The sequence below is a fragment of the Streptomyces sp. NPDC059917 genome, from assembly GCF_042730635.1.
In the GTDB taxonomy this organism is placed as follows: Bacteria; Actinomycetota; Actinomycetes; order Streptomycetales; family Streptomycetaceae; genus Streptomyces.
Genome location: NZ_JBHWLC010000078.1, coordinates 1 through 20,257, shown reverse-complemented (window position 1 = coordinate 20,257; position 20,257 = coordinate 1). Strand labels below are relative to the sequence as shown.

17 protein-coding genes and 1 tRNA gene are annotated in these 20,257 nt (G+C 73.1%); 2 read left to right on the top strand and 16 right to left on the bottom strand.

Translation table 11 applies throughout. The features are described 5' to 3' along the window. Positions 1–6: 6 nt before the first annotated feature. The 3 genes from ACFWAR_RS32125 to ACFWAR_RS32115 all read right to left on the bottom strand — a co-directional run bounded on the left by ACFWAR_RS32125 (position 7) and on the right by ACFWAR_RS32115 (position 2,221). On the bottom strand, positions 7–417 hold the full coding sequence (locus ACFWAR_RS32125) for a type II toxin-antitoxin system death-on-curing family toxin (protein ID WP_385784844.1): 411 nt from the start codon (positions 415–417) through the stop codon (positions 7–9). Beyond that, positions 414–614: a hypothetical protein gene (locus ACFWAR_RS32120; RefSeq protein ID WP_385784841.1), complete on the bottom strand. Its 201-nt coding sequence runs from the start codon at positions 612–614 to the stop codon at positions 414–416. Before ACFWAR_RS32120 ends, ACFWAR_RS32125 begins: the two co-directional genes overlap by 4 nt. Before the next feature lie 95 nt (positions 615–709). Next, the gene (locus ACFWAR_RS32115) at positions 710–2,221 is read right to left on the bottom strand and encodes an MFS transporter (RefSeq protein ID WP_385784838.1); all 1,512 of its coding nucleotides are present in this window, start codon (positions 2,219–2,221) and stop codon (positions 710–712) included. Between the two features lie 178 nt (positions 2,222–2,399). On the opposite strand from ACFWAR_RS32115, the gene ACFWAR_RS32110 reads away from it, so the two are divergent. Continuing rightward, positions 2,400–2,471: transfer RNA gene (locus ACFWAR_RS32110), tRNA-Cys, on the top strand. Between the two features lie 64 nt (positions 2,472–2,535). On the opposite strand, the gene ACFWAR_RS32105 is transcribed toward ACFWAR_RS32110, so the two are convergent. The 13 genes from ACFWAR_RS32105 to ACFWAR_RS32045 all read right to left on the bottom strand — a co-directional run bounded on the left by ACFWAR_RS32105 (position 2,536) and on the right by ACFWAR_RS32045 (position 18,564). Then, on the bottom strand, positions 2,536–3,009 hold the full coding sequence (locus tag ACFWAR_RS32105; protein WP_385784835.1) for a hypothetical protein: 474 nt from the start codon (positions 3,007–3,009) through the stop codon (positions 2,536–2,538). Positions 3,010–3,303: 294 nt separating this feature from the next. Further along, entirely contained in the window at positions 3,304–3,816 is a 513-nt protein-coding gene (locus ACFWAR_RS32100) for a hypothetical protein (protein ID WP_385784833.1), read from the bottom strand. Between the two features lie 32 nt (positions 3,817–3,848). Beyond that, entirely contained in the window at positions 3,849–6,131 is a 2,283-nt protein-coding gene (locus tag ACFWAR_RS32095; protein ID WP_385784831.1) for a hypothetical protein, read from the bottom strand. Positions 6,132–6,156: 25 nt separating this feature from the next. Then, on the bottom strand, positions 6,157–6,567 hold the full coding sequence (locus ACFWAR_RS32090; RefSeq protein ID WP_385784828.1) for a hypothetical protein: 411 nt from the start codon (positions 6,565–6,567) through the stop codon (positions 6,157–6,159). Positions 6,568–6,581: 14 nt separating this feature from the next. Continuing rightward, positions 6,582–7,766, bottom strand: coding sequence for a type VII secretion-associated serine protease mycosin (gene mycP, locus ACFWAR_RS32085; RefSeq protein ID WP_385784826.1), 1,185 nt, complete (start codon positions 7,764–7,766; stop codon positions 6,582–6,584). Between the two features lie 21 nt (positions 7,767–7,787). After that, positions 7,788–9,290 carry a hypothetical protein gene (locus ACFWAR_RS32080; protein ID WP_385784823.1) on the bottom strand — a complete coding sequence of 501 codons (1,503 nt, stop codon included), beginning with the start codon at positions 9,288–9,290 and terminating at the stop codon, positions 7,788–7,790. Continuing rightward, a complete protein-coding gene (locus tag ACFWAR_RS32075; RefSeq protein ID WP_385784820.1) occupies positions 9,290–9,829 on the bottom strand; it encodes a hypothetical protein in 540 nt (179 codons plus the stop codon). Before ACFWAR_RS32075 ends, ACFWAR_RS32080 begins: the two co-directional genes overlap by 1 nt. Positions 9,830–10,003: 174 nt before the next feature. Beyond that, positions 10,004–12,280 carry a xanthine dehydrogenase family protein molybdopterin-binding subunit gene (locus ACFWAR_RS32070; RefSeq protein ID WP_385784885.1) on the bottom strand — a complete coding sequence of 759 codons (2,277 nt, stop codon included), beginning with the start codon at positions 12,278–12,280 and terminating at the stop codon, positions 10,004–10,006. Positions 12,281–12,378: 98 nt separating this feature from the next. Further along, entirely contained in the window at positions 12,379–14,625 is a 2,247-nt protein-coding gene (locus ACFWAR_RS32065; RefSeq protein WP_385784817.1) for a 2Fe-2S iron-sulfur cluster-binding protein, read from the bottom strand. Next, on the bottom strand, positions 14,622–15,533 hold the full coding sequence (locus tag ACFWAR_RS32060) for an FAD binding domain-containing protein (protein ID WP_385784814.1): 912 nt from the start codon (positions 15,531–15,533) through the stop codon (positions 14,622–14,624). The genes ACFWAR_RS32065 and ACFWAR_RS32060 overlap by 4 nt, the downstream gene beginning before the upstream one ends. Before the next feature lie 305 nt (positions 15,534–15,838). Beyond that, positions 15,839–17,476, bottom strand: a complete 1,638-nt coding sequence (locus tag ACFWAR_RS32055; protein WP_385784883.1) for a beta-N-acetylhexosaminidase — start codon at positions 17,474–17,476, stop codon at positions 15,839–15,841. A gap of 216 nt (positions 17,477–17,692) precedes the next feature. Continuing rightward, positions 17,693–17,974, bottom strand: coding sequence for a DUF3039 domain-containing protein (locus ACFWAR_RS32050; protein ID WP_351053399.1), 282 nt, complete (start codon positions 17,972–17,974; stop codon positions 17,693–17,695). Positions 17,975–18,003: 29 nt separating this feature from the next. Continuing rightward, positions 18,004–18,564: a YqgE/AlgH family protein gene (locus ACFWAR_RS32045; protein ID WP_354384012.1), complete on the bottom strand. Its 561-nt coding sequence runs from the start codon at positions 18,562–18,564 to the stop codon at positions 18,004–18,006. 283 nt (positions 18,565–18,847) lie between these two features. Here ACFWAR_RS32045 and murA point away from each other — a divergent pair, with 283 nt between their 5' ends. Next, positions 18,848–20,194 (top strand): UDP-N-acetylglucosamine 1-carboxyvinyltransferase, encoded by a 1,347-nt coding sequence (gene murA, locus ACFWAR_RS32040; RefSeq protein WP_354384011.1) that lies wholly within the window; start codon positions 18,848–18,850, stop codon positions 20,192–20,194. Positions 20,195–20,257 lie beyond the last annotated feature (63 nt).

Sequence of the window (20,257 nt, the reverse complement as noted above, 5' to 3'; positions counted from 1 at the left end):
CGAGCGTCACACCGGACCGGCGAGCCCGCGCAGTCGGCCCGCGATCCGCCCGACGTCCCCCTCGGCGCCGGACGCCACGTCGATGACCAGGCGGTACGCGCTCTCCTGGTCGACGTCGGCGAGATCGATCCCGTTCACGGCGAGGAAGGTGGCGGCCGCGAGCCAGGCGGTCCGCTTGTTCCCGTCGACCAAGGGGTGGTTCGTGGCGATGCCGTGGAGCAGCGCGGCCGCCTGCTCGTACGGGTCCGCGTAGGCCGGGGTCCCGTACATGCGGGCCCTGGGCCGGTGCACGGCGGACTCCAACAGCCCGGGGGCGCGCAGCTCGACGGGCTGGTCCCGGGCCAGGCACGCGAGCCGGGCCAGGTCACCCACCTCGACGAGCGTGAGGTGGCGCACCGGCGCCCGGTCCGCGCTCATGCGCCGAGCCTCGTCAGCAGCGGGGCGTGGCGCTCGGCCAGGCGCCCGGCGGCTTCGGCCACCCGGTCGCGCTCCCGGCGCAGGTGGGCCCGTACGGCCTCCAGCGCGCACTCCTCGGGCGTGCGGCCGCAGGCGTCGGCGAGGTCGGCCAGCTCGGCGCGCTCCGCGTCCGACAGGACGATGGTCAACTCGTTCATCCGCGGAGCGTAGCGGCCGGGGCGGGACGACCTCTTCCGCTTTTCGCGGCCGGGGGCGGGCCGGGGGCGGGGCCGCGGCCGGGGCCGTCCGCCGCTCAGGCGGTCTTCGCCTCGGCGACCTGGACCGGCGGTCGTGCCGTGAGCCGGGTCGCGACCCAGGCCCCCACCAGCGCCACCACCGCCATCGGCAGGAAGACCGCCACGAACGCCCCCGGGTGGGAGGCCCCGGACCCGGCGGACCCGACGGCCTCGGTCACCGCGTGCGCGGCCCCGACGGACCCGCCGCCCAGCGCCGCGAAGGCGGCCCCGCCCAGGGCCAGCAGCACCACGTTGGCGAGGGCGTCGGAGATCTGCAGCGCGGCCGAGTTGGCGCCCGCCTCCTCCGGCGGCGACAGCTTGAGCAGCAGCACGCTGGTCGGGCCGATCACCAGCCCCATGCCGAGGCACCCCACGCCCCAGACGAGGGCCAGCGTCCAGACGGGCACGGCCTCGATCAGCACGGCCGGCGCGGCGGCGATGGAGAACGCCACCAGCACCATCCCGGACACCATCAGCCGCTCCCGGTACGGCACGACCCGCGCCTTGGACTGCACCCAGGAGCCCAGCGCCCAGGTGGCCCCGCCCAGGGCCAGCGAGAACCCGGCCAGCGTCGGGCTCAGCCCGCGCTGGGTCACCAGCATCAGCGGCAGGAAGCTCTCGGCTCCGATGAACGCACCGCCCGCCAGCCCGCGCAGCAGCACCACGGCCGGCAGCCCGCGCCGGGCCAGGTACGTCCCGCGCGGCATCAGCCCGCGCACGGCCGGCACCAGCAGCGCGCAGCCCACCAGGGCGGGCGCGAGCGAGAGCCAGCGCAGGTCCTGGGCGGCGTACTGGAGCAGCCCGGCGCCCAGCGAGATCCCGAAGGCGAGCCGGATCCGGCGCCGGTCGAAGGCCCGCGGCGCGGCGCCCTTGTCGACGGGCCCGCCCGCGCTCCGCCGGATCTCCGGCAGCGCGACCAGCAGCGGGACGATCACCATGGCCGGGATCCCGAGGAACACCCAGCGCCAACCGACGTGCTCGGTGACGGTTCCGGAGATCAGCGGACCGACGATGGACGGCACCACCCAGCCCGCGGCGAAGGCCGCCATGATCGCGGGGCGCAGCCGCTCGTCGTAGGCCCGCCCGACGACCACGTAGAGCGCGACGATCACCAACCCGCCGCCGAGGCCCTGCACGGCCCGCCCGAGCACGAACAGCCACATCGAGGCGGCCGTCCCGGAGAGCACCAGTCCGGCGGCGAACGCCCCGATCCCGCTGGTGAGCGCCCCGAGCGGGCCGCTGCGGTCGGACCACTGGCCGGCCAGCACCATGCCGAAGAGGCTGGTGGTGAAGTAGGAGGAGAACGCGAAGGCGTAGAGCCCGATCCCGTCGAGCTCGCGGGCGGCGACGGGCATGGCCGTACCGACGGCGGTGGCCTCGAAGGCGATGATGAAGATGACCGAGATGATCCCGATGCTGAGCGTCCGGTGCGCGGCGCCCATGATCCCGCCCCCCGGGGCGGCCGCCGCGGCGGGCGGGTCGTCGGATATCCGGGGGGTCTCCGGTGCATGGGGTTCGAGGGCGCTCATCGCCCCAGAGTAAGGGGCATTTCCGGACTTCGGCCCTGTCAATACGACCGATATTCGACTCCGCCCAGAGCCCTAGGGCGAGCGGCCTGTTGTGAACGGGACATGGCAGTCGCATTGCGTCCGCCCCGATCCCCTTCCCCCGCCTCCCCCGGTCCTCGTACGGTCGTCACATCACCACAGCCGTGTGCCCGAGTGGTTGAGGGACTCGCCTGCAAAGCGAGTTACGCCGGTTCGATTCCGGTCACGGCTTCTGCTGTGTGCGCAGCAAGGCCGAAGGGCGGTGCCCCGCGAGGGGCGCCGCCCTTCCGTCCGTCTCAGACCTCGCAGCGCAGCTGCCGGCGCGCGGCGTCGAAGTACTGCCTCATCAGCCGCCCCAGCACCGCCTGGTCGCCGTCCGCCGGGCGCCCGCTGATCCTCAGCTCCACCTCGAACGGGCCCTCCGCCCCCCGCCGGCAGGTGAACCCGACCACCGCCCCGCCCGACCACACCCGCCCCCGGCTCCCGAAACCGAGCAGCTCCCGCCCGCCCGCGCCCCCGGCCCCGGCCCCGGGCCCGGCCCCGGGCCCGGGCCCGGCATCCTGCTCGACGGCACCCCCGGACCCGGACCCGGACCCGGCATCCTGCTCGGCCGCGCTGAGGAGGGTCCCACCGTCCACCGGCGGCCGCCTGGCCTCCGCCGTGAACCGCCCCTCGCCGTCCACCTCGACCCGGCAGCTCGCGCTCTGGTTCTCCCGGGCGAGCACGAAGCCCCCCGACACGTTCAACGTGGCCTCGTCCCCGTCCCCCACGACCCGAGCCAGATCCCCCGCCTCGAAAACCCCCCAACACCCCTCCTCGGGCAACGCGACCCCACCCGCTCCCCGGAGCCCCGCTACTCCGGCCGCCCCGGCGCAGCCGCTCAGCACCACGAAACCGACAGCGACTGCCCCGACGCTCAGGAGACCTCTGTGACCGCGTCGCCGTAACACTTGTGGAGCCGCCTTCCCGCACGCCCGAGCCTCTCCCGGACCGCTGCTCCCGCACATCTTGGCGCCCCGGACCTCGCTGGACCAGACCCGATTTCGCCCCGCCGGTGCCGGGCGTCATTCCCCGCACTTGGACTGCTGCTTGGCGGAGTCCAGGAGCTTGGTGATGAGCTTGATGAAGAGGGGGCGGCCTTCCCCGTACTTCATCTGTTCCACGGAACCACTGACCGCCACCTCGAGCTCGAACTGATCATCGCGGCCCTTGCAGGTGACGAACGCCCTGGCACCCGTGTTGTAAACCATCGCCTCGTCGCCGAGGGGCACCGGATCCGGGGCCGGGTGGATGAACTCCCGGTTCCAGAAGAAGCCCCGCCCCAGCGGCTGCCGTGTGACCGTGGCGAGGAACCGGCCGGGCCCGTCCACTGCAACGGTGCACGTGCCGCCCCTACGAATCGGCGACAGCTGGGCATCCGGCGGTCCCGACACCGTCACCTTCTCGCCCGTTCCCAGCAGTGGCGCCAGATCGGACCGCTCGAAGACTCCGAAACAGGTCCGTTCGGGCAAGTTCCGCGCCGCCGGCTTGGCCTCGGAGGAACAGCCGGTCAGAGCGACCGCCGTGGCCATCGCCACGGCGAGTGCGCACGGCACGCGACCGAGACCCATCAGTGCTTGCCGTTCGAGATCTCGACCTGGCCACGGCCGACCGCGTGGGCGTTCGCCGTCTCCGTCGAGGCCTCACCGGCCAGGGCGGCGATGGCCCGCTCGCTCAAGTCGCTCCCGACGAAGGCCCTGCGAACGGATTGCGCCGCCGACAGGCTCGCTGCGGTCTGCGTGTCCGTGTAGTCGATCAGCACCTTGTGGTCGGCCAGGACCTGCTTCTTCGCCTCATCTTCCTTGGCCCGCTCGACCACGCTTTCGGTCACGTCCTCTTGGAGCCACCCCACGACGTCTCCGGCCACCGGCACCAGTTCCAGGTACTTGCCACCCGCGGCGCTGATCCCCCGGTTGACCCACTTGGCGTTGTCCTCGACTCCCTTGACGTACTCATCCGTCGCGTGAGCGTTGGCGGCGAAGGTGCCCTCCGCCCTCGCCTCGGACAAGATGCCCGCGATCTGGCCGCCCGGGTGCACCGCGCTCTTGATCCCCGCGTCGAGTTCCCCGTGCGCGTAGTCGCTCCGGTGGCCGACGACATCGTTGATCAGCACGGTCGTGAACGCCCGCGACGAGGTGGTCATCGCGCCGTACGCGTCCGGGTCCTGGCCCACCGCCCCGATGAAGGCCGCCATGTCGGCCTTGTGGAAGTCGGCCATCACGCCATTGGCCTTGATCATCCCGCTGCCGTTCTCGGCGGAGGCCTGGATGTCCGGCATGTACTCGGCGGCCATCTGGCCGAAGTGGGCCGACAGGCCGCTCAGCGGGCCCTCCTCGCCTCCCGCCGCCACCAGTGCCGGCTTGTCGCCGATCTTCTCGACGACCCGTTCCATGACGTCGACCATGCCCTGCGTGTGCGGCACCGGCTTCGCGTCCTCGTCGCCGCTCGCGCGGCCCGAGACGGCCGCCTCCAGGGCGGAGCCCAGTGCCTCCTGGGCCGGGTGGGGCTCGCCGGTCCGCGTCGCGTCGAAGTCGTCCGCGTACGGCTGCTTGTCGAGCATGTAGTCGACCATGCCCTGCGCCTTGCCGTGCTGCCCGCTGACCACCTTGTCGGCCGTCGTCACGATCCCGTCGCCGTTGCTGTCCTGGCGGACCGGCTCGTTGAAGAGGGCCGTCGCCGCGTCCGGGTTGTTGCCGAGCGCCTCCATCAGGCCCGTCAGCGGATAGAACCCGCGGCCGTCGCCTCCGTGGCTGAGGACGAGGTCCGGGGACATCGAGGAGAACTGCTCCCACGCCTTCGGGTTCTTGTTGTCCATCGCGACCATGTCGCGCCCGACCGAGGTCAGGAAGTCCTTGTCGTAGCTGCCCTCGCGCAGCAGCGCGCCCAGCGCCTGGTATCCGTAGACCTTCTGCACCAGGCCGACGTCCATCTCCTTGCGCCCGGCCTTCATGAGCTGCGTCGTCCACGCCGCGTCGAGGTGGTTCGGCACGTCCTTGTGCGTGGCCAGGCCCAGCATCGCGCCCAGGTCGCTCTGGATGTTGCCGACCATGCCCGTACGGTCGGCGCCCGCCGGGCCGAGCATGCTGGAGTCCAGGGACATCTTCGCGTACATCTGCAGGGTCGCCTCGGGACCCACCTTGCGGTAGAAACCGGTCGCGAACTCGGGGTCCTCGCGGTTGTCGTCGAGCAGGTCCTCCAGCTCGCGCAGCGCCTCGACGTTGCGGGCGGTCCCGCCCTCGCCCGTCACCTTCCTCATCAACTCGGCCGCGCGGTCGACTTGTTCGGCGTCCAGGGTCGTGTACTTCGGCGCCGTGAAGTTCTGGTCGTCCGTGACGTTGGCCAGCAGCACCCGCCCCAGCGAGTCGTCGGCATCGGCGCAGTCCTCGACCGCGCGGTCGACCTGCGCCTGCCACGCGTCGCGGTGTTCGCGCGCCAGTTGCTGGTAGTCGGGATCGTGCTGGGCGGCGTACCGCTCCTTGGGATCCGCGATCGGTACGAGCGTGACGCGCCCCGTGGAGTCGACCTGGAAGCCCGCCGCCGGAGCGTCCACGTCCACGATCTTCTTCAACTGGTCCCGGGCCGCCTTGAAGGTGGCGTGGCCGTCCGCCAGCGCGAGGTGGACGCCCTGCGCCTCCTTGGCCGCGTCGTCGAACTCCTTCGCCGTCTTGGCCACGAAGGGTTTCGTCACGTCCGCGTTGACGCCCTGCCAGTCCGCCTTGTCCGCCTTGGCCTTCATGCCGGTACGGGCCGTCTCGGCCAGCTCCGCCAGCTTCGTCGCCATGGCGCCCCAGTCCTGGACGGCGGTCTGGAGCTGCTCCAGCGGGGCGTTCATCACGTTCTCGAACGTCAGCACGTGCCTACGTCGCCTTCCTGCGGGCCTACTTGAGGAGTTCGCTGACCTTCGAGGCGGAGAGCGTGGCCACGAGGTCCGCCTCTTCCTTGGCGTGGGAGGCCACGGTGTAGTCGAGGTGGTTGGAGATGTTCGCGCAGGCCGCGACGAGCACCTTCAGCTGGGAACTCCAGCGGTCGTGCACCTTCAACAGGGCCGCGCCGCTGGTGAAGTTCCGGTTGGTGAGCGCGATGGACGCGTCGAAGGTCGCCACCCGGGCGTGGTCACCGTCCCGCGAGAGCCGTTCGTGCAGGGCGTGCGCGTCACTGCCGACCGCGCCGAGGTCGTCGTCGGCGATGCTCAGGTCCGCCCCGCCGGATCCGCCGGAGCCGGGCTCGGCGGGGACGTGGTTGAGGCGCACGGAGGCGCGTGCGGAGGACCACTCTTGTTCGAAGGACATCCGGGTCGGAACTCCTACGGTCGGTTGGTTCGCCTGACGACGACAGCGGTGACGGCGCCGCCTATCAGGAGGCACGCGCCCAGCCCGATCGCGATCCAGGCCCCGGTACCGAGCCCACCCGCCTCCTCGGCGGCCTCGGGCACCCGCGTCGCCTTCTCCGGCGCCTTGGCCCCGCCGGAGGGCGCGGGGCTACCGGAAGGCGCCTTCCCCTTCGCCTCGGCGGCGGCCAGATCGGGCAGCGGGTACACGTCGGCCGGCCCCGGGTCGCCGGGGGTCGAGAGCGCGACGCGGGGGCGTACGACGCCGTAGCCGATGTAGTCGTTGCGCTCGACGCCGTCGCGGGGCTTGCCGGAGGTGTTGAGCAGGACCCGCAGCACCTGGTTGTTGGTCCAGTCGGGATGCGCGGACCAGATGAGGGCGGCGGAGGCGGAGGTCAGGGCGGTGGCGTCGCTGGTGCCGGAGGTCTTGCAGATTCCCGTCTTGCCCGCGCAGGCGGCGACGATCTCGTTCCCTGGCGCGGAAAGGTCGACCTGCGGTCCGTGTTGTGACTCCGTCACGGCATCGGCCTGCTGGTTGATGGCACCAACGCCCACCACTCCAGGAGTAGCTCCTGGATACTCAAGCCGATTCAACGTGTTTCCCGAGTTGCCGACCGCGGCAAAGATCAGCTTCCCCTTACCCAGGGCGTACTTCACCGCATCGCGCAGACCGGGGTCTTCTTTCTCCACACCCATCGAAATGTTGATGATCTTCGCGTTCGAGTCTGCGGCATACCGGATGGCCTCTACCCACGAGGGCGTATCTTGCCCCTCCTCGTGGGGCACCCTGATCGGAAGGATCTTCGCGCCCGGTGCCAGCCCGAAAGCGCCGTCCCCACCGGGCCCCTTCCCCGTACCCGCGATGGTCGCGGCCATCCCCGTGCCGTGGTTGTCGTAGTCGGTACGCTCGTCGCCCTTGTACGAGCTGGCCAGGTTCTTGCCGGGAAGAACCTGGCCCTCCAACTCCGGGACATCGGCAACGCCGCTGTCAATCACGGCAACGGTGACGCCCTTGCCCGTGCTGACCTTCCACATCTCATCGGCCTTCATGGAGTCGAGATGCCATTGCATGGACCTGATGGTCTCCGCGTGGGCCGGAGTCGCGGCGACTCCGGCCAGCAGGAGGCCCATCAGGACCGACGTGCCCTTTCGCATGCGCATCTCGTGCAGTGTTCCGTTCGCTCAGTCGATGACCGGCGGAACAACACGACGGTTGCCCTGCCAGGTCTCTTCGTCCTCGGCCAGGTAGTCCGGACGCTCGCCGGTCTGGTCGTCGCGCTTCCTGCCACCGGTACGGGCACCCGCGCCGCCATGGCCCATGGCACCGCCGACACCGCCGGCCGCGCCACCGCCCTGGTTGCGCACGAGACCCGAGCCGCCCTGCGTGAACGGCTTCCCGCCCGTGGTCGAACGGCCACCCGCACCCGGCTGACGGCCACCGACCACACCACCGGGCTCGCTGGCCAGCCGACGCCCGGCGGCCGAACCGCCCTGGCCGCCAGCGCCGCCCATTCCTCCGGCGCCACCCATGCCACCGGCCATACCTCGACCGGCCGGGCCGCTCTCATTGCCGATGACCGTACCGCGCGGGATCGAGGACTTCGGTCCGTTGGCCGATATCGGACGGCCGCCCGTGATGCCTGCGTCACGCGGCGGAAGGCCCGCGACACCACCGACCTTGCCACCGGGTGCAGAAGTACCGGGGAAGGATCCACCGGGCCCGACGCCACCCACCGGCGAACGACCGCCACCGGCTCCGCCGATGCCGCCGCCGGGCGTGGTCATTCCACCGATCGGGGGAAGCGTCAGCGGCGGGAGGGCGCCGCCGGGACCCACGCCACCCGGGCCACCGGGCCCGACGCCGCCGGGCGTTCCCGGGAGCTGGGTGACCGGCTTGTCCGGCAGCGTGCCGACCGTGTTCAGGTCCACGTTCACATTGCGATCGGGGAGGGTCTGCCCGTGCGTCTGCCCCGGACTCGTCTCTGTCGGCGACGGAAGGGTGGTGTCGTGCGGCTGGCCGGGAACGTGGCCAGGGGCGGAAGGGGAGTCCTTGCTGCCTCGATCCGGCGCTACGTAGGTGTCCCCACCGGATCCACCACGAGACGTACCGCTGCCCGAGCGTTGCACGTCAGTGGAGCTGAGGTCACGCCCCGCCGGCACAAACCTCCCCGGCGGCGGCGGGAACGTAGGCGGTACCGCCGCGTTCATCTGCGTCGTCGACGACTCGTACGACTGCGCCAGCTTCGTCATCTGCTGGACCGCCGTGTGGTGGTCGCCGTTGAGCTTCGAGAAGGCCGTCTGGCCCATCTCCCGCGAGTCCGGGTCGTTGTGGAAGTCCTTCGACGCCTGGAGGTTGTCCGCCGCCGCCGTGTCGTACTTCGGCATGCTCGCCTTGACCTCGACGATCGTCTGCGCCGCGTCGATCATCCACTTGCCGCCGGTCTTGCTGTACTCCCCCAGCCGCAGCGTCGCGTTGCCCGCCGTGTTGACCCACTCCTGGAACTCCTGGGCGGCCTTGCCCTCCCAGCCCTCCACCCGGTAGTTCTTGAGGTCGTTGCCGATCTTCGTGATGGTGACCTCGGCCTGCTGGAGCAGCTCACCGCGCGACTTCACCGTCGCCGCGTTCACCGGCTCCAGCATCGCCAGGAGTTCCTTGTGCGAGTAGCCCTCGAAGTTGGTCGCCATTACATCTCACCCCCGGAAGTGCTGCCGTTGCCCTGGTGCTGCGGCTGGCCGGCCGCCGCCGCGGCGGCCTTCTCGGCCTCCGCCTTGCGGGTGTCCAGCTTCTCGTCGTACCAGCCCTGTGCCTCGGTGTTCAGCCTGCGCATCCGCGCCTTGACCTCGGCGTCGACGTTCTCGTAGCCGAGGCGCGAAGCCTCCACCGCGATCCCCAGCGCCTCGATCTGGACGCCCAGCGCCTTCGAGAGGGTCTCCAGCTCGCTGCGGACCTTGTTGTACGCCGTGAAGAGGCCGTCCGCCTCGGGGAAGCCGTGGCCGAGGTCGGTCTTGCCCAGTGTGCCTTCGGCGATCTTGCCGTGGTCGGCCTGCGAGCCCTTGAGCTGCGTCAGCAGCGCGTCCACGCGCTGCTTGTACTTGACCATCGACTCGTGTTCGACGAACAGCGCCGGCGCCTGGGCGGCGATCATCACCTGGTTCGCCGCGACCATTGCCGGTCCGACGAATGGGATCGCCGCGATCACACTTTTGTCCACGTCCTCTGCCACGATGGCCTCCCCGACTCCCCGTTGTCCCCGTAGTCCCGCGCTGTCCCCGTGATTTCCCGTCAGCGCGGTGCGTCCACGCCACCGCGCCGCGCGTACGCAGACGTACAGATCACTCTAGCGACCGGTACCGACACGCCCAAGTCCGGGGTTGCAGGTGCAATGCGGGTCACACGGTCACGAGTTGGGCACCGCCACCGCCGCCGATGGCCGGATCGGGAGCCTGTTGACCGGGCGGCCCGTCGCCGCGCGCACTGCCGAGGCTACCGCCGCGGGGGCCGTCACCACAGGGACCGCGCTCGCCGCCTTCGCGCCGAACGGCGCGACCACGTCCCGCTCTTCGACCAGCTTCACGATCCGCACGGTCGGCGCGTCCAGCGCCGTCGGCAGCGCGTAGCCCGTCAGGTCGGGGTGGCGGATCACGCCCCCGGTCGAGCGCAGGTTTTCGGTCAGGGCCGCGCCCACGCCCTGCGTGACGCCCGCTTCGATACGGGCCTCCAGCTGGCGGGGGTTCAGGACGCGGCCGACGTCCTGGGCCACGGCCAGCTCGACCACCCGCACCGAGCCCAGCTCGATGTCCACGTCGACCACCGCGCGGATCGCGCAGAACGCGAGCCCCACGAACGCGTCGCCCTGCCCGTCCGCGTCCAGCGGTTCGGTCGGGTGGGGGCGGCACTGGGCCGTCGCCCAGAGTTCCTTGCCCTCTATGGCCTCCGCGACGGTGGTGGAGAACGCGCCGTCGTACGACGTGATCCGGCCATCCGCGATCTGGAGCAGCTCCGTGGACATGCCGAGCTTGTGCGCCATCGGCTGGAGCAGCTGGGTGCGGACCATCTTGGCCGCCCGCTCCACCGCCCCGCCCGACACCCACGTGTGCCGACCGTGCGCCGACGCCCCGGCGGGCGGCTGGTCCGTGTCCACCGGAGCCGTCACCACGTCGTCCACGCCCAGCACTTCCTGGACGATCTGGCGGGCGAGCGTGGCGAAGCCCTGGCCCGTGTCGACGGCCGCGCAGATCACCGTCGCGATGCCGTCCTGCACCTTCACGGTGGCCGTGGACACCTCGTCGGTGCCCTCCGCGCCGAGCATGTGGACCATGCCCACGCCGTACCCGACCCCGCGCCGCACCGCGCCCGGCTCGCCCGCGCCCTCCGGGCCCCCGGGCAGCAGCCACTCCTCCTCCGGCGCGTCCTTCGGCAGCGCGGGCAGCTCGAAGTCGCGCACCGCGCGCAGCAGTTCGGCCACCGGCGCCGGGCAGGTGACGGTCTGGCCCGTCGGCAGCAGGTCACCGGTCGCCAGGACGTTGCGCATCCGCAGCTCGGCGCCGTCGATGCCGAGGGCGGCGGCCAGCTTGTCCATCTGGCCCTCGTACGCCGCGCACACCTGCATAGCGCCCTCGCCGCGCACGTGCCCGGACGGCGGGTTGTTGGTGCGCACCGCCCAGCCCTCGACGAAGGCGTGCGGGACGACGTACGGGCCGCACGCGAAGGCGACGGCCGCGGCCAGCGACTCCGAGGAGGAGTCGGCGTAGGCCCCCGCGTCCATCAGGATCTGGGCCTCCACCTTGACCAGGCGGCCCTCCGCGTCCGCGTGGTGGCGGTAGCGCAGCAGGGTCGGGTGGCGGTGGGCGTGTCCGAGGAAGGACTCCTCGCGGGTGGCGGCCAGCTTGACCGGGTAGCCGGTGCGCAGCGCCAGCAGGCCCAGCGGAAGCTGGAAGGCGGGGTCCTCGCGGTCGGCGGTGGCGCCCGGGACGCCGGTGACGACGATCTTGACCCGGTCGGGTTCGAGGCCGAAGCAGGCGGCCGCGAGGTCGCGGTCGGTGTGCGGGTCGGTGGAGGCGGTGTAGATCTCGACGCCGCCGTCGGGGCGCGGCACGGCGAGGCCGGCCTCGGCGCCGATGGGGGCGGGGTCCTGGCGGCCGATCCGGTAGAGGCCCTCGACGACGACCTCGCCGACCGCCTCCGGGTCGCCGTAGCGCAGCGGGATGTGCCGGATCAGGTTGCCGTCGGGGTGCAGCGGCGGGGCGCCGAAGGAGTGCTCGGGGTCGGTGACCGCGTCCAGCAGCTCGTACTCGACCGCGATCGCGGCGGCGGCCAGCCGGGCCGTGTCCGGGTGGTCGGCGGCCACGGCGGCGATGGGCTCGCCGTGGTGGCGGACGAGGTCGTGGGCGAAGACCGGGCGATCGGCGATGCGACGGCCGTGGGTGGTGGCGCCGGGGACGTCCGCGTGGGTGACCACGGCCCGCACGCCCGGCATCTCGGCGGCGGCCGAGGTGTCGATGGAGCGGATCCGGGCGTGGGCGTGCGGGGAGCGCAGCACGGCGGCCCAGAGCAGGCCCTCGGCCCACAGGTCGGCCGCGTAGGGGAAGGTGCCCTCGGACTTGGCCCGGGTGTCGGCGGCGGGGAGGGACGCGCCGATCCCGCGCAACACCTCGGGCTCCGCGGCCGCGGCCATCGCCGTGATGGAGAACGATCCGGTGGCCGGTCCCGTTCCCGCGCCCGTGGCTCCCGCTCCCACGGTCGGTCCCGTCGCCGTCGCCGCGTCGTGCCCGCTCACGCCATGCCTCCGTGCTGGTGGTCCGGGTGGATGCCGCCCTCGCCGGGCGCGGCCTGGTGCGGAATGCGCGCTTCCGAGCCCTCCGCCGAGGCACCGGCGGCACCCGCGGCACCCGCGGCGCCCGCGGCCACCGCCTCCGCGGCCGCCTCGCGCTCGGCGACGACCTCGCCGACGGCGTCGATGACGCCCCGGTAGCCGGAGCACCGGCAGAGGTTGCCGCACAGGGCCTGGCGGGTCTCCAGCTCGCTGGGGGCGTGGTTGCCCTCCAGCAGGTCGTGGATGGTCATGGCCATGCCGGGGATGCAGAAGCCGCACTGGACGGCGCCCGACCGGCACAGCGCCTGCTGCACGTCGGAGAGTTCGCCGTCGGTGGCCAGGCCCTCGACCGTACGGACCTCACTGCTCGCGGCGGTCGCGGCGGGCACCAGGCAGGAGGCGACCAACCGGCCGTCGACCTGCACGGCGCAGGCGCCGCACTCGCCCTGCGAGCAGCCGTCCTTGGCGCCGGCGAGGCCGAGCCGTTCGCGCAGCACGTAGAGCAGGGACTCGCCGATCCAGGCACCGGTGACGGGCCGGTCGGCGCCGTTGACGCGCAGCACGTAGGAGGCGAGGGGGTGCTCCTCGTGCACCGGCCCCCCGACCTCGACCGGCCCGGCGACCTCGACCGCAGCCCCGACCCCGACCGGCTCGACGGCCGGCTCCGGCTCCGCCTCCTGGACCGCGCCCGAGCCCGCCACCGCGACCGCGACATCGTCCGCCTCCGGCGCCCGCTCCGGGCCCCCTTCGTCGTACGTCGCCCGCTCGTCCGGGAGCTCCGCCGGATCCCCGGCCCCGGGGTCCCCACCGGTTTCCCGGTGTTCCCCGGCCCCCCCGCCCGACGCACCGCCGGCTCCGGCGAAGCCGGTCCCCGGGTCGTGGTCGAGGTGGTCGGTGGCGCCCGCACCGTGGTGCGTCTGCTCGAAGCCCGCGCCGTGGTCCGTCACGTGGTCCGGCGCCCGGTCGGCGGCCGGGTGCGGTCGCTCCGCGGTCAGCGGCGCCGCGGCCGCGCCGTGGGCGGCGTCGATGTCGGGTGCCGGGTGCACCGGGCCCGTCTCGTGCGCCAGGTGGTCGAGGTGGGCGAAGTGGTCCGGCTGCCCGGGGTGGTCCGCGCCGTCCGCGTGGTCCGGGTGGCGCAGGTGCTCCGGGAGCGGGGTGCCCACGCCGGGGCCGCCGAGGACGCGCGGTCCGCGCGGCAGCCGCGGCGGCGCGCCCACGCCGGGACCGCCCAGCACCCGTCCCCCGGGGCCGAAGCCGCCGGGTCCGGCGGCGGGGAGCGCGCCCCCGCTCATGGTCTGTTCGGGGTCCAGGGCGCCGAAGGCGTCGAAGCCGCCGGGCGCGTCCTGCGCGGCCGGGACGGGGGCCGCGGTGTCGTCGAAGGGGTCCGCCACCGGCTCGGCGCCGTAGACGCCGTGGCCGGGCTGGGCGGCCCAGGGGGCGGCGGCGCCGCCCGGCAGGGTGGCCGGGGCCTGGCTCCAGTCGGCCTCCAGGGCGCCCCGGCGGAACTCGCCGGACTCCTCGGGCAGTTCCCCCTCGACGACCGGGATCGCCCACTGGCCGGTCTGTGCGCCGTGCCCGTCGACCGCGGTGGCGTACGGGTCCTCGACGCCCTGCACGGCTTCGGGGAAGTGCCATTCGGCGGTCGACGCGGAGTCGTGCCCGTGGTCCTGGCCGTGCGCGTGCCCGTACGCGTGCTCGTACCCCGCGCCCTCGTATCCCGCGCCCTCGTACCCCGAGCCGGGGTCGGTCGCGCCGGGGTCCTCGCCGCCGCGCGCCGGGTCGCCGTCGGCGGCACCGTCGGCGTGCAGCGCGGCCATCGCGGACGCGGGCATCGGGATGACCGCCGGGATCGGGCCCAGCACCGGCGCGGGCGCGGCCTGCGCGCGGGCGGCCGGTTCCGCGGGGGCCGAACCGCCGGCCTCGGGCCAGCGCACCGGCATCGTCCAGGTGCCGGTCGCGGCCGGGTCGGTGGCGGCCGAGCCCAGCGGCACGATCATCGGCGGGGGCACGAAGCCGTGTCCCGGTGCGGCCAGCGGCTCGCCGGTCCCGGTCGCGCCCAGCATGTCCGGGGGCAGCTTCACGAACGCCGTGGCGTCCGAGTCGTATTCGCCGCCGTGCGGGACCGGCTCCCAGCCCCACGCGGTGCCCGCGCCGCCATTGCCCGTACCGTCGCTCACGCCGTCGCCCACGTTCTCGTTCCCACTCATGAGGTCAGCGCCCTCCCCAGGGCCCTCCGTGCCAGTACCGCCACCGTGCGGCGCAGGTGCAGCACCGCCGGGGCCACCGCTTCGCCCTGGTCCGGCACGCAGGCGGCCGCGACGTACTCGCCGAAGGCTTCCAGCGCGTCCGGGGCCAGGGTGCGCTCCCCGTCCCAGTCGATCAGCGAGGCGACCCACTGCTCCGCCTCCAGCGGGCGCAGCGGCATCGGCGCGACCGCGCCCACCGCGATGCGCACGCCCCGGCGCGCGGGGTCGAGGACGAGCCCCACGGACGCCACCGCGCGCCCCGGGCCGGTGCGGCCCGTGGCCTTCAGGAACACCTGCGGGGCGTGCAGCAGGGGCACCCGGACGAAGCCGATGAGTTCACCGGGTCGCAACATCTCCCGCCCGGCCAGCAGGTGCGAGATCGGGATCTCGCGGCGCGAGCCGCCGGGGCCGACGATGACGAGGACCGCCTCCAGCGCCGCCAGCACCGGCAGCGCGTCGCCGGTCGGAGCGGCCGTGGCGATGTTGCCGCCGAGCGTGCCCGCGTTGCGGATCTGCGGCGGCCCGGCCGCGCGGGCGGCGGCCGCCAGCGCGGGGATCAGCGCGGCGAAGTCGGGGCGGCCCATCCGCGCGTGGGTGAGTCCGGCCCCGAGGAGGGCGTGGCCGTCCTGGTACTGCCAGCCGCGGATCTCGTTGATCCGGCCGAGGCCCACCAGCGCGGCCGGGCGCAGCAGCCCGGCGTTGACTGCGGCCATGAGGTCGGTGCCGCCGGCCACGGGCACGGCCGCGGGCATGGCGGCGAGCGCCGCCACGGCCTCGTCGAGCGAGGCCGGCAGCGTCACGGACTGCGTCGGCTGCGGCCCCTGAGGTGAATCCGGTGCGTGCAGTGCGTGCGGTGCGTGCGTGGTCAACCCAGCTGCCCCTTCCCGATGTCCCGGCGCTCACGCCTGTTCCGCCGTACGGTACGTGCTCACGACCGGGACGTGGCAACTCTGGCACATCTTCGAAGGCGCCCGGCGCGAGGGTCGGCCGGGCGCCGCCGCCGGACCCCCCGCAGGTCGACCGCCGCGCACCGGTCCCGCCCGGGTCCGGCGGGGTCCGGCCGCGCACCGGGGACGGGTCCGACCGGATCGCCCGTTTCTCCCCTCTATACGGCGAATTCGGGGAAGAGTTCCACGAATCTCCCCCGGTGCTTCACCCGTCGCACACCAGGTCGTCACACGCGGGGCGGGGCGCCCTCCTTCGGCCGCCCGAGCACGCCGGGGCGGCGCTGCCACGGCAACGGGCCGCCCGGCGGCCGGTAGTCGACCCCGAGGGCGTCCAGGCGCGCGTAGTGCCCGCCCATGCGCGCCTCGAAGTCCGCGTAGTCCCGCGCGGCCGGTTCGGGCAGCCGCGACCACACGGCCTCGGCGAAGGCGGCCAGCCGCGGGAACACCTGGTAGTCCACCCGGCCCTGGTGCTCCATCACCTCGGTCCAGACGTTGGCCTGCGCGCCCAGCACGTGGGCGGCGGCCCGTTCCGAGAGCTGCGGGGGCACCGGCTCGAAGCGGTAGACGTCCTCCAGCGTGCGGACGTACCCGATCGGCATCGGCTCGTCCGGGCCCGGGGCCTGACGGTGGTCCAGGTACACCTGCTGCTCGGGGCACATCACCACGTCGTGCCCGGCCTCGGCGGCGGCGATCCCGCCCGCGTAGCCGCGCCAGGAGGAGACGGTGGCCCCCTCCGCCAGGCCGCCCTCCAGGATCTCGTCCCACCCGACCAGGCGCCGGCCGCGCGCGGCGAGCCAGCCGTCGAAGTGCCGGATGAACCAGGACTGGAGGCCGTCCTCGTCCTTGACCCCGAGCTCCCGGATCCGCTCCTGGGCCGCCGCGGAGGCCGCCCACTGGGTCTTGGGGCACTCGTCGCCGCCCACGTGCACGAAGGGCGAGACCTGCGCCGGGAAGAGCTCCAGCACCTCCTCGAAGACGCCCTCGTAGAAGCGCAGCACGGCCTCGGTGGGCGCGAGCACGTTCTCGTTGATGCCCCAGTCGTCCCACACGCCGAGCGCCGCCGTGTCGACGACGTCGGTGTTGCCGAGCTCCGGGTAGGCGGCGATGGCGGCCTGCGCGTGCCCCGGCAGGTCGATCTCGGGCACCACCCGCACCTGGCGCTCGGCCGCGTAGGCGACGATCTCGCGGATGTCGTCCTGGGTGTAGAAGCCGCCGTGCGGGGTCTCGTTCCACAGCGGCGAGTCCCGGTGGCCCCAGCGCGAGCGCGGGCGCCAGGCGCCGACCTCGGTGAGCCGGGGGTACCGCTTGATCTCGATCCGCCAGCCCTGGTCGTCCGTCAGGTGCAGGTGCAGGACGTTGAGCTTGTGCGCGGTCAGCAGGTCTATGTACCGCAGGACGCCGTCCTTGGGCAGGAAGTGCCGCGAGACGTCGAGCAGCAGCCCGCGCCAGCCGAAGCGGGGCGCGTCGCGGACGGTGCCGTAGGGCAGGCTCCAGGTCGCGCCGGGCAGCGGCGCCCGCCGGAAGGCGTGCGGCCCGAGCAGCTGACGCAGCGTCTGCGCGCCCCAGAACACCCCGGCGGGCCCGCCGCCGCGGATCAGCACGCCGTCGGCGGCCACCGTCAGCTCGTAGCCCTCGGCGCCCAGCTCGCGCCCGAGCTCCTCGTCGACCAGGAGCCGTACGTCGGCCCGCTCGCCGGCGTCGGCGGGCGCCAGGCTCCACCCGGCGGCGGCCCCCAGCGTCCCCCGCAGCCAGCGCGCGGTGGCCCGCGTGCCGGGTCCGGCGGCGAGGTCGGGCTCGGGCCCGAATCCGTAGCGGGCCCCGCCCGCGGCGAAATCGGCGTCCAGGGGTGCGGGGATCAGGTCCATGCGTCGGCCCTCCACGACGGCCGCCGCGACGGGCACGACGGCACAGTGCGTTGCACTCTGCGCAACGGCCGTTCCACAGAGCGCTCGTTGCGGCCGACCCTACCCGTGCCGCGCCCACGCGAAGGGCCCCCGGGCGCGCTGGTGCGCGCCCGGGGGCCCTTGGCGAAACCTGGTCAGGAGGTCAGGCGGTGGAACGGTCGAGCAGCCGGTGGGCGACTACTTGTCCTTGCCCTTGTCCTTGTCCCCGCCGGAACCCATGGATTCGTAGATCTCCTTGCACATGGGGCAGACCGGGTACTTCTTCGGGTCGCGACCCGGTACCCAGACCTTGCCGCAGAGCGCGACGACGGGGGTCCCGTCGAGGGCGCTCGCCATGATCTTGTCCTTCTGGACGTAGTGGGCGAAGCGCTCGTGGTCGCCGTCACCGTGGGAAACCTGTGGCGTCGGCTCGACGAGGGTTCCCGTGCCAGACCCGCGCTCGGGCTCAAGAGTGCTCATACAAGCCAGAGTACTGAACCCCGGCCGGGTCAGTTCAGCGACGGGTCGTCCGGATAGGTGGCGACCATCGCCAGGTCGCTGCGCTGGCGGCGCAGGACGGCCCGCCAGAGCTGTTCGGGGACCGGGTAGGCCACGTCCCCCGGCTCGGACTCGACGACGTACCAGGCCCCCTCGCCCAGCTCGTCCTCCAGCTGACCGGGGCCCCAGCCCGAGTAGCCCGCGAAGATCCGCAGCGACCCCAGGGCGCTGGCCAGCAGCTCCGGCGGGGCCTCCAGGTCGACCAGGCCGATCGCGCCGTGCACCCGGCGCCAGCCCAGCGGGCCCTCCTCGCCGGGGATGACCGCGACGCCGAGGGCGGAGTCCAGGGCGACCGGGCCGCCCTGGAAGACCACTCCGGGGGCGCCGGCCAGCGCGGCCCAGGGCAGCAGGACGTCGCCCACGCCCACCGGGGTGGGCCGGTTCAGGACCACGCCGAGCGATCCCTGCTCGTCGTGGTCGAGCAGCAGGACCACGGCGCGGTCGAAATTCGGGTCCGCGAGGGCGGGGGTGGCCACGAGCAACCGCCCTGTGAGGGAGGACACCTCGGTCATGCGGCCATCGTCTCGCACATTCGCCCTCCGGGGGGAGCGGACGGCGAGAAGTGATCGTGCGCAGCTCAGGCGCACGGCGGCAGCCGGGAGCGCGCACCGCGAGGACTCACAGAGGCAGCCCGGAGGCAGCCGGAAGGCAACACTCCGCTATTTGGCGGACACATAGGGTGCTGTGGCGAATTCATGACAGTCATACGGCCACGTCGGCCTTACATACCAGGGGGTCCTGCCGCTTACCCTTTTCCCTGGCCCCCTGCCCACACCTCTCCGGAACGCGAGATTCATGACCGGCACAGTCAGTGACGATGTACTGCTTGTCCACGGCGGTACCCCGCTCGAGGGCGAGATCCGTGTCCGCGGCGCGAAGAACCTCGTGCCGAAGGCCATGGTCGCCGCTCTGCTCGGCAGCGCACCCAGCCGGCTCCGCAACGTTCCGGACATCCGTGACGTGCGGGTCGTGCGCGGCCTCCTCCAGCTGCACGGCGTCACCGTCCGCCCCGGCGAGGAGCCGGGCGAGCTGGTGCTCGACCCCACCTACGTCGAGAGCGCCAACGTGGCGGACATCGACGCGCACGCGGGTTCGTCGCGCATCCCGATCCTCTTCTGCGGCCCGCTGCTGCACCGCCTCGGCCACGCCTTCATCCCGGGCCTGGGCGGCTGCGACATCGGCGGCCGTCCGATCGACTTCCACTTCGACGTGCTCCGCCAGTTCGGCGCGACCATCGAGAAGCGCGAGGGCGGTCAGTACCTGGAGGCCCCGCAGCGGCTGCGCGGCTGCAAGATCCGCCTGCCCTACCCGTCGGTCGGCTCGACCGAACAGGTGCTGCTGACGGCCGTCCTGGCCGAGGGCGTCACCGAGCTGAGCAACGCGGCCGTCGAACCGGAGATCGAAGACCTCATCTGCGTCCTGCAGAAGATGGGCGCGATCATCTCCGTCGACACCGACCGGACCATCCGCATCACCGGTGTGGACGAGCTCGGCGGCTACAACCACAAGGCGCTCCCGGACCGCCTGGAGGCCGCCTCGTGGGCTTCCGCGGCCCTGGCGACCGGCGGCAACATCTACGTCCGCGGAGCGCAGCAGCGCTCGATGATGACGTTCCTGAACACCTTCCGCAAGGTCGGTGGCGCCTTCGAGATCGACGACGAGGGCATCCGCTTCTGGCACCCGGGCGGCCCGCTCAAGGCGATCCACCTGGAGACGGACGTCCACCCCGGCTTCCAGACCGACTGGCAGCAGCCGCTGGTGGTGGCGCTGACGCAGGCGACCGGGCTCTCCATCGTCCACGAGACGGTCTACGAGTCCCGCCTGGGCTTCACCTCCGCGCTGAACCAGATGGGCGCGCACATCCAGCTGTACCGGGAGTGCCTGGGCGGCTCGGCGTGCCGTTTCGGCCAGCGCAACTTCCTGCACTCGGCGGTCGTCTCCGGCCCCACCAAGCTGCAGGGCGCCGACCTGGTCATCCCCGACCTGCGGGGCGGGTTCTCGTACCTGATCGCGGCTCTGGCGGCCGAGGGCACTTCGCGAGTGCACGGCATCGACCTGATCAACCGCGGCTACGAGAACTTCATGGAGAAGCTCGTGGAACTGGGCGCGAAGGTCGAGCTGCCGAACGGCGACCTCGTCTAGCCCGACAGCCCGCGCGCCCCGCGCGCGGGCAGGCAAGCAGAAGGGCGGCCACCCCCGAGGGGG

Bases quoted from the DNA above. Each gene is read 5' to 3' on its own strand.
- ACFWAR_RS32125 (WP_385784844.1), bottom strand. From the start codon at position 417: ATGAGCGCGGACCGGGCGCCGGTGCGCCACCTCACGCTCGTCGAGGTG.
- ACFWAR_RS32120 (WP_385784841.1), bottom strand. From the start codon at position 614: ATGAACGAGTTGACCATCGTCCTGTCGGACGCGGAGCGCGCCGAGCTG.
- ACFWAR_RS32115 (WP_385784838.1), bottom strand. From the start codon at position 2,221: ATGAGCGCCCTCGAACCCCATGCACCGGAGACCCCCCGGATATCCGAC.
- ACFWAR_RS32090 (WP_385784828.1), bottom strand. From the start codon at position 6,567: ATGTCCTTCGAACAAGAGTGGTCCTCCGCACGCGCCTCCGTGCGCCTC.
- mycP (WP_385784826.1), bottom strand. From the start codon at position 7,766: ATGCGCATGCGAAAGGGCACGTCGGTCCTGATGGGCCTCCTGCTGGCC.
- ACFWAR_RS32080 (WP_385784823.1), bottom strand. From the start codon at position 9,290: ATGGCGACCAACTTCGAGGGCTACTCGCACAAGGAACTCCTGGCGATG.
- ACFWAR_RS32070 (WP_385784885.1), bottom strand. From the start codon at position 12,280: ATGGCCGCGGCCGCGGAGCCCGAGGTGTTGCGCGGGATCGGCGCGTCC.
- ACFWAR_RS32065 (WP_385784817.1), bottom strand. From the start codon at position 14,625: ATGAGTGGGAACGAGAACGTGGGCGACGGCGTGAGCGACGGTACGGGC.
- ACFWAR_RS32055 (WP_385784883.1), bottom strand. From the start codon at position 17,476: ATGGACCTGATCCCCGCACCCCTGGACGCCGATTTCGCCGCGGGCGGG.
- ACFWAR_RS32050 (WP_351053399.1), bottom strand. From the start codon at position 17,974: ATGAGCACTCTTGAGCCCGAGCGCGGGTCTGGCACGGGAACCCTCGTC.
- ACFWAR_RS32045 (WP_354384012.1), bottom strand. From the start codon at position 18,564: ATGACCGAGGTGTCCTCCCTCACAGGGCGGTTGCTCGTGGCCACCCCC.
- murA (WP_354384011.1), top strand. From the start codon at position 18,848: ATGACCGGCACAGTCAGTGACGATGTACTGCTTGTCCACGGCGGTACC.